This window comes from Methylobacterium ajmalii (assembly GCF_036448855.1).
GTDB lineage: Bacteria > Pseudomonadota > Alphaproteobacteria > Rhizobiales > Beijerinckiaceae > Methylobacterium > Methylobacterium ajmalii.
The window spans coordinates 61170-68516 of record NZ_JAZFXT010000033.1; the positions used below are offsets into that span (position 1 = coordinate 61170).

6 protein-coding genes and 1 pseudogene are annotated in these 7347 nt (G+C 72.0%); 4 read left to right on the forward strand and 3 right to left on the reverse strand.

Annotated elements, in window-relative coordinates:
* Nucleotides 1-27 precede the first annotated feature (27 nt).
* On the reverse strand, nt 28-1296 hold the full coding sequence (locus V3T34_RS16380) for an FAD-dependent monooxygenase (protein ID WP_305079705.1): 1269 nt from the start codon (nt 1294-1296) through the stop codon (nt 28-30).
* Nucleotides 1297-1429: 133 nt separating this feature from the next.
* Here V3T34_RS16380 and tesB point away from each other — a divergent pair, with 133 nt between their 5' ends.
* The 3 genes from tesB (at nt 1430) to V3T34_RS16395 (ending at nt 4487) form a co-directional block, all read left to right on the forward strand.
* The gene (gene tesB, locus V3T34_RS16385) at nt 1430-2308 is read left to right on the forward strand and encodes an acyl-CoA thioesterase II (protein WP_305079706.1); all 879 of its coding nucleotides are present in this window, start codon (nt 1430-1432) and stop codon (nt 2306-2308) included.
* Nucleotides 2309-2560: 252 nt separating this feature from the next.
* Nucleotides 2561-2899 (forward strand): P-II family nitrogen regulator, encoded by a 339-nt coding sequence (locus tag V3T34_RS16390; RefSeq protein WP_048450383.1) that lies wholly within the window; start codon nt 2561-2563, stop codon nt 2897-2899.
* Nucleotides 2900-2981: 82 nt separating this feature from the next.
* The gene (locus V3T34_RS16395) at nt 2982-4487 is read left to right on the forward strand and encodes an ammonium transporter (protein ID WP_305079707.1); all 1506 of its coding nucleotides are present in this window, start codon (nt 2982-2984) and stop codon (nt 4485-4487) included.
* Between the two features lie 279 nt (nt 4488-4766).
* Here V3T34_RS16395 and V3T34_RS28590 read toward each other — a convergent pair whose 3' ends face one another.
* Together V3T34_RS28590 and V3T34_RS28595 are read right to left on the reverse strand one after the other, a co-directional pair.
* Nucleotides 4767-4958 carry a hypothetical protein gene (locus V3T34_RS28590; RefSeq protein WP_407942720.1) on the reverse strand — a complete coding sequence of 64 codons (192 nt, stop codon included), beginning with the start codon at nt 4956-4958 and terminating at the stop codon, nt 4767-4769.
* 164 nt (nt 4959-5122) lie between these two features.
* Nucleotides 5123-5287, reverse strand: a pseudogene (locus tag V3T34_RS28595) (nucleotidyltransferase domain-containing protein); the annotation flags it as partial.
* Between the two features lie 256 nt (nt 5288-5543).
* On the opposite strand from V3T34_RS28595, the gene V3T34_RS16405 reads away from it, so the two are divergent.
* The coding region (locus V3T34_RS16405) for a DNA translocase FtsK (protein WP_331369235.1) at nt 5544-7347 on the forward strand (1804 nt) is incomplete at its 3' end.

A 7347-nucleotide genomic window follows, 5' to 3' on the forward strand; every position in this document is an offset into this window, starting at 1 on the left:
TGCGGCGCGCGGGGACGGTCCGTCCCCCTACAACGCCTCCCCCCGCATCAGCCGCGGCTGGCGCCCGCGCAGGCCTGCCGCCTCGCGGATGAACAGGCGCTTCAGGCCCGGCATCCGGTCGACGAGGCCGAGGCCGAGGTCGCGGGCGAGGCGCACCGGGAGGGCATCGGTGGAGAACAGGCGGTTGAGGCCGTCGGTGGCCGCCCCCATAGCCAGGGTGTCGAAGCGGCGGCTGCGCTCGTAGGCCTCCAGCGCCTCGGGGCCGCCGGGGTCGAGGCCGAGGCGCACCGTGTCGGCGAGGGATTCCGCCAGGGCGGCGGCGCTGCGCAGGCCCAGGTTCAGGCCCTGGCCGGCGATCGGGTGGATGACGTGGGCGGCATCTCCGAGCAGCAGCAGGCGCCTGGCGCCGAAGCGGCGGGCGATGCCGAAGGCGAGCGGGTAGGCCTTGAGCGGCGATTCGAGGGCAATGCGTCCGAGCGCCAGGCCGAAGCGGCGCTCGACCTCCATCAGGGCCTCCTCCGGCCCGCCGCCGAGGAGCGCCGGCACGTCGGCCTGGCGCTCGGTCCAGACGATCGAGGAGCGGTGGCCGAGGGAGCCGCCGGGGGGAAGCGGAAGCACCGCGAAGGGGCCGGAGGGCAGAAAGTGCTCGATCGCCCGGCCCTCGTGGTCGCGCTCGTGCGCCACCGTCGCGACGATGCCCGATTGCGGGTAGGACCAGCCGACCCAGCCGATGCCGGCGGCCTCGCGCAGGCGCGAGCGGGCGCCGTCGGCCGCCACCACGAGGTCGGCGCGGAGCGCGCGCCCGTCCGGCAGGCGCGCGACGATGCGGTCGGCTTCCGGTACGGCCGCCTGGACCGGGCTCGCCTCCAGCACCACGCCGGCGGCGACGGCGGCGTCCCGCAGGGCCGCGAGCAGCCCGCCGCCCTCGACCATGTGGGCGAAGGGCTCGCCCTCGGCCACCTCGCCCTCGAAGGTCAGGAAGGTCGGCCGCACCGGGTCGGCGAGGCGGCTGTCGGTGATCACCATCTCGCGGATCGGCTGGGCGCTCGCGGAGACCGCGTCCCAGACGCCGAGGCGCGCGAGCATCCGCCGGGCGGCCGCCGCCACCGCGTAGGCGCGCAGGTCCCGGGGGGCGTCCGCGCGGCCGAAGGCCGGGTCGCAGACCGTGATCCGCACCGCCTCGCCGAGGGTCTGGCGCAGGGCGAGCGCCAGGGCGAGCCCCGGCAGCCCCCCGCCCGCGACCACGATCTCCCGCGCCGCCGCCCGCCGCCAGCTCACGCCTTCACCCTGCGCCATCTCGTGACCGCCCGCTGCACATCCGTCGGGCACGGCTCTTAGCACGTCGGGCGGCGCCGCGCGTCGCTTGACGGCGCGCATCGGCCTGCGTCAGCTACGCGCCCCTCCCCCCTCCAAGCCCGGACACCTTCCCTTGCGCGCGGTCGCCGAACTCCTCGACATCCTCGACCTGGAGACGCTCGAGCAGAACCTCTTCCGAGGCCGCTCGCCGAAGGACCGCTGGCAGCGGGTCTATGGCGGCCAGGTGATCGGCCAGGCCCTCGTCGCGGCGACCCGCACCGTACCGCCGGAGCGCCGGCCGCACTCCCTCCACGCCTACTTCCTGCTCGGCGGCGACCCGAAGGTGCCGATCGTCTACGAGGTCGACCGCATCCGGGACGGCCGCAGCTTCACGACGCGCCGGGTGGTGGCGATCCAGCACGGCCGGCCGATCTTCTCGATGTCGGTGTCCTACCACGTCGAGGAGCCGGGCTTCGACCACCAGGCCCCGATGCCCGCGGTGCCGATGCCCGAGGACCTGCCGGGCGAGGGTCTGCTCAAGGCCTCGGTGATGCCCCGCATGCCCGAGCCGGTCCGGGCCTATTTCGAGCGCGAGCGGCCGATCGAGCTGCGCCCGGTCGAGATCGAGCGCTACGGCGAGCGCAAGCCCGGCTCGTCGCGCTTCCACGTTTGGATCCGGGCGACCTCGCGGCTGCCGGACGACCCCGCCATCCACCAGGCGGTGCTGGCCTACGCCTCCGACATGACGCTCCTCGACACCTCGCTCAGCCCGCACGGCCGCACGGTGTTCGAGAGCGAGATCCAGCCGGCGAGCCTCGACCACGCCCTGTGGTTCCACCGCCCGTTCCGGGCCGACGAGTGGCTGCTCTACGCGCAGGACAGCCCGAGCGCCTCCGGCGGCTGCGGCTTTGCCCGCGGCCTGATCTTCACCCGCGACGGCACGCTCGTGGCCTCGGTCGCCCAGGAGGGCATGATCCGCGAGAAGCGCACGCCGCCGGAGCCCGAGGCCTGACGCCCGCTGCCTTATTTCCGGGCACATGCTGATTTTTTGAACTGCAATGGCGCCGGGAGCGGCTTCAATCTCCGCAATCGGCCCAGGAACCGGGCAGCGTAGCCGCAACGGGCGATCCGCGCGCTGGCACGTTCCTTGATTAGCTTCCCTTGAGACCGGTGCCGGGACCCGAACGGGTTCGCGAATGGCGCCGGATCATGCCCCGACCCGGCGCAAGCCGGCGGGAGCGCCAATCGAAAGGGGGCTCGTCCCATGAAGATCGTCATGGCCATCATCAAGCCGTTCAAGCTGGAGGAGGTCCGCGACGCCCTCACCAGCATCGGCGTGCACGGCCTGACCGTGACCGAAGTGAAGGGCTACGGCCGGCAGAAGGGGCACACCGAGATCTATCGCGGGGCCGAGTACGCCGTCAGCTTCCTGCCCAAGCTCAAGATCGAGGTGGCGGTGGCGGTCGACCTCGTGTCGAACGTCGTCGACACCATCGCGGCCGCCGCCCGCACCGGCCAGATCGGCGACGGCAAGATCTTCGTGATGCCGCTCGAGAAGGCCGTGCGCATCCGCACCGGCGAGACCGACGTCGACGCCCTCTAGGGCGCTGCCCGGGCGGGGCCCGGTCCCGCGCCCCGCCGCTCCCTTCACGCCATCGCCTTATTCCATCGGGAGTTTTTCTTCCATGAAGCTTCGCAACGTCCTGGCTCTGGGCCTGGGAGGCGCCGCGCTGGCGCTCCTCCTGGTGGAGCCGTCCCTGGCGCAGACGCCGACGGTCGAGGCGGCGCCGGCCGCCGCCACGGCGGCCCCGGTGCCCAACAAGGGCGACACCGCCTGGATGCTGATCTCGTCGGCGCTGGTGCTGATGATGTCGGTGCCCGGCCTGGCGCTGTTCTACGGCGGCCTCGTGCGCACCAAGAACATGCTGTCGCTGCTGACCCAGGTCTTCGCGATCGTCAGCCTCGCCTGCATCGTCTGGGTGTTCTTCGGCTACAGCCTCGCCTTCACCAACGGCGGCGGCCTCAACGATTTCGTCGGCGGCTTCTCGAAGGCGTTCCTGCGCGGCGTCGACGCCAACTCGACCGTCGCCACCTTCTCGAACGGCGTCGTCATCCCCGAATACGTCTACATCTGCTTCCAGATGACGTTCGCGATGATCACCCCGGCACTGATCGTCGGCGCCTTCGCGGAGCGGATGAAGTTCTCGGCCCTGATGCTGTTCAGCCTGCTGTGGCTGGTGTTCATCTACTTCCCGATGGCCCACATGGTCTGGTACTGGGGCGGCCCGGATGCGGTCGGCAACGCCGCCAAGGCGCTGGCGGCGGCCACCGACGAGGCCTCCAAGAAGGCGGCCCAGGACGCGCTCGACGCCGTCAACGCCGATGCCGGCCTGCTGTTCAAGTGGGGCGCCCTCGACTTCGCTGGCGGCACCGTGGTGCACATCAACGCGGGCATCGCCGGCATCGTCGGCTGCCTGATGCTCGGCAAGCGCATCGGCTACGGCCGCGACCTGCTCGCCCCGCACTCGCTCACCATGACGATGATCGGCGCCTCGCTGCTGTGGGTCGGCTGGTTCGGCTTCAACGCCGGCTCCAACCTGGAGGCCAACGGCTCGGCCGCGCTCGCGATGATCAACACCTTCGTGGCCACCGCGGCGGCCGGCCTGTCCTGGCTCCTCGTCGAGTGGGCCGCCAAGGGCAAGCCCTCGCTGCTGGGCATGCTCTCGGGCGCGGTCGCCGGCCTCGTCGCCGTCACCCCGGCCTGCGGCTTCGCTGGCCCGATGGGCTGCATCGTGCTCGGCCTCGTCGCCGGCGCCGTCTGCTTCGTGATGTGCTCGACCGTCAAGAACGCGCTCGGCTACGACGACTCCCTCGACGTCTTCGGCGTGCACTGCGTCGGCGGCATCCTGGGCGCGCTCGCCACCGGCATCCTGGTCAACCCGGCGCTCGGCGGCGTCGGCGCCCCGGACTACGCCGCGAAGCCCGGCGAGCTCGTCGCCGCGGCCTACGAGTTCGGCCCGGCCTTCCTGGCCCAGGCCAAGGCAGTCGGCTTCACCATCGTCTGGTCGGGCGTCGGCTCGGCGATCCTCTACAAGATCGTCGACGTGGTCGTCGGCCTGCGGGTGACGCAGGACGAGGAGCGCGAGGGCCTCGACCTCGCCGATCACGGCGAGCGGGCCTACAACTACTGAGGCTCGGCGGCCGGGGCGGGTGCGCCCCGGCCGCACATGCCGCAGAGCACATGCGTAGAAAGAGCCCCGGTGCCGTTGCACCGGGGCTCTCGTCGATTTGAACCGACCGGTCGTCAGCGGTTCACGGAAGCACGGCGGTCCTCAGGACCCGATCTTGGATCGCAACTCCACGAGCAAGGCTTCTGCCCGAGCGACAGCCCAAGCTGCCTCGTCCTGGCCGGGCGGCTCCGCGGTACAATCGGCCGGCATCCTGATTTCATGCACACGGTGGCGCGCCCGTCAGAAGACGGCGTCGACGTACCCGGTCTGAACCAGGTCCCTCCCGGAGGCCGCGATCAGGCTGCAATGGGTCTCGCTTCCGGACCCGGCGACAGCATGCCCCGGAGCCAGCAATGCTGCCTGGGCCGCATCGAACATCGAGTAGTACGCACGATTGCACGCGCCATCGAGATCGCCGGCCGCGAGAAGCATCCGGGCCGATCGCGCCGCTCGCTCGGCTTTCTGCAAGTAGCGGGCAGGAGTGGCTCGCCCGGGCACAAGCGAAGCCCGTCCCGCTTGATCGCGGCGATCAACCCCGGATTGCTGAAGGCCTCCGGCCGCTCGAACTCGTCCTTCCAGAGCGGGACGGCCTGCACCAGGACGCCCGTTTCCAGCATCACCGTGAAGGCGATCTCCGCCATCTCGCCGGCGATCCGGTAGCGCTCGCCGGTCGGACCGCTCAGGATCACGGCGAGGGCGGCATCGCTGTCATCATCATGCGTGCCGCGGGCGCGGCTGCCGAACAGCACGACGTCCTTCACCGGGTCGCGCCCAACGAGGTGCCGTACGACGATCCGTGCCGCCCGCGCGGTCTCGGGATCGGACAGGACGGGAGCGGGCAGGGGCGCCTCACGCGTTCATGACGGGATTTGATCCGGTCGCCCGGAAAAGTCCAGCAGAGCCAGCACCTTCCCGCCACCCTCCGGCCAAGTTGCAAGATCCGGTTAGCCTTAAACCACCATTAACCGCACCGCCCCATCCTCACGGTCCAGTTCCGCGTACCCGGTATCGTCCCGCATGCGTTCGCTTCGTCGCTCGGCATCGCCCTACGATGGCCTCATCGACACGCTCCGCGCGTTCCTGACGCGGCGGGCGACGGAGGTCACCGGCCTCGCCCTGCTCGTCGGGGCGGCGTGCTTCACCGTCGCCCTGGCGACCTGGTCGATCGACGACCCGAGCCTCAACCACGCCACCTCGCGCGCCGCCCGCAACCTGCTCGGCTTCGGCGGCGCGGTGGTGTCGGATCTCGGCATGCAGCTCCTGGGGCTCGGGGCGCTGGCCTTCGCGCTGCCCCCGGCCGTGTGGGGCATGCGGCTGCTGCGCACCCACCGCCTCGCCCGGATGCAGCTGCGGATCGTGCTCTGGATCATCGGCTTCGGGGCGGCGAGCGGCATGGCGAGCGCGCTGCCGCCGACCGCGCGCTGGCCGCTGCCGACCGGCCTCGGCGGCGTCGCCGGCGACGCGCTGCTCGGCGCCGCCAAGGCGATCGCCGGGCCGGCCGGGGCCTTCGCGGGCTTTCTCTACGCCGCGGTCGCGGTGATCAGCCTGACCGGCTCCTGCGGCTTCGGCCTGATCGAGGACGAGGACGGGGACGACGAGGCGGAGAGCTACGCCCCGGTGGTGAGCCGCTACGACGAGCGCCAGGGCCGCCGGGGCCCGGCGGCCTCGCACGACGACGAATCGCCCGGGATCGGCCTCGCCTCCCTGGGGGCGCTGGCGCACCTCGCGATGAGCGCCAAGGCGGCGGTGACCCAGCGGGTCGATTCGATCCGCGACGGCTCCTGGCGCCAGGCCGGCCACGATCCCTATGCCGGCAACTCGCCCGCGCTCGCCGCCCGCCGCGCCTTCGCCGAGCCCGGCGACGGCGAGGCCTGGGACGAGCCCGAGGCCGAGGCGCCCGCGCGCCCCGGCGCCAAGGGGGCGCCCAAATCTCCGGCCAAGGGCGGGCGGCGCGAGCCGGTCTTCGCGGATGGCGCCCCGCGCCGGGCCGAGCCGGCCTTCGAGGACGAGCCGGAGGACGACGAGGACGGGCTCGCCGCCGAGGCCGCACCCCGCGGCCGGGTCGCGCCCCCTCCGTCTCCGATCCAGACCCGCCGAGCCCCGGCGCCCGGGCCGGCCTCGCCGGATTCCTACGATCTGCCCGCGCTGACGCTCTTGGCCGAGCCGCGCCACCCGGCGCCGAGCGCCGCGGTCTCGACCGACGCGCTGGAGCAGAACGCCACCCTGCTCGAATCGACGCTGGAGGATTTCGGCGTGCGCGGCGAGATTCTCGCCGTGCGCCCGGGCCCCGTCGTGACGCTCTACGAACTGGAGCCGGCGCCCGGGACCAAGTCGAGCCGCGTCATCTCGCTCGCCGACGACATCGCCCGCTCGATGTCGGCGATCTCGGCCCGCGTCGCGGTCGTGCAGGGCCGCAACGCCATCGGCATCGAGCTGCCGAATGCGCGTCGCGAGACGGTGTACCTGCGCGAGCTCCTCGCCTCCCCGGCCTTCGCCGAGACCAAGCAGAAGCTCGCGCTCTGCTTGGGGAAAAACATCGGCGGCGAGGCGATCATCGCCGATCTCGCCCGCATGCCCCACCTGCTGGTGGCCGGCACCACCGGCTCGGGCAAGTCGGTCGCCATCAACACCATGATCCTGTCGCTGCTCTACCGGATGACCCCGGAAGAGTGCCGCCTGATCATGGTCGATCCGAAGATGCTGGAGCTGTCGGTCTACGACGGCATCCCGCACCTGCTCTCTCCCGTCGTCACCGACCCCAAGAAGGCGGTCATCGCCCTCAAATGGGCGGTGCGCGAGATGGAGGAGCGCTACAAGAAGA

Bases quoted from the DNA above. Each gene is read 5' to 3' on its own strand.
- V3T34_RS16390 (WP_048450383.1), top strand. From the start codon at position 2,561: ATGAAGATCGTCATGGCCATCATCAAGCCGTTCAAGCTGGAGGAGGTC.
- V3T34_RS16395 (WP_305079707.1), top strand. From the start codon at position 2,982: ATGAAGCTTCGCAACGTCCTGGCTCTGGGCCTGGGAGGCGCCGCGCTG.
- V3T34_RS28590 (WP_407942720.1), bottom strand. From the start codon at position 4,958: ATGCTTCTCGCGGCCGGCGATCTCGATGGCGCGTGCAATCGTGCGTAC.
- V3T34_RS16380 (WP_305079705.1), bottom strand. From the start codon at position 1,296: ATGGCGCAGGGTGAAGGCGTGAGCTGGCGGCGGGCGGCGGCGCGGGAG.